The organism is Gluconobacter sp. Gdi (assembly GCF_014132155.1).
GTDB lineage: Bacteria > Pseudomonadota > Alphaproteobacteria > Acetobacterales > Acetobacteraceae > Gluconobacter.
On the sequence record NZ_BLJQ01000101.1, the window covers coordinates 1 to 243 of the forward strand.

The window sequence follows — 243 nt, forward strand, 5'->3', positions numbered from 1 at the left end:
GTCGGGGTCTGCAATCAGATCGTCAACGGCACGACGTTCCGCAGCCTGACCTTTCTGGAATATCTGGCGGGTAGCGTGCTGACCCGAACAGGCGGCTTTGTTTCGCAGATCCAGTTCACCATTGGCCAGGGGCAGTTTGCTACCCTGACCGCAGATGTGAATTTCCGGGACGAACGCCGTCTGGAGACGACGCCAGCCTCTGAGGTCAAGCCAGCCGCGCCGGCCTTTGTCATCGATCCTGTC

Annotated in this window: 1 protein-coding gene; it reads left to right on the forward strand. The window is 60.1% G+C overall.

Features of this window, described 5'->3' with window-relative positions:
- A partial coding sequence (locus JN414_RS16665) for a hypothetical protein (RefSeq protein WP_202208902.1) occupies window positions 1-243 on the forward strand: 243 nt, incomplete at both ends.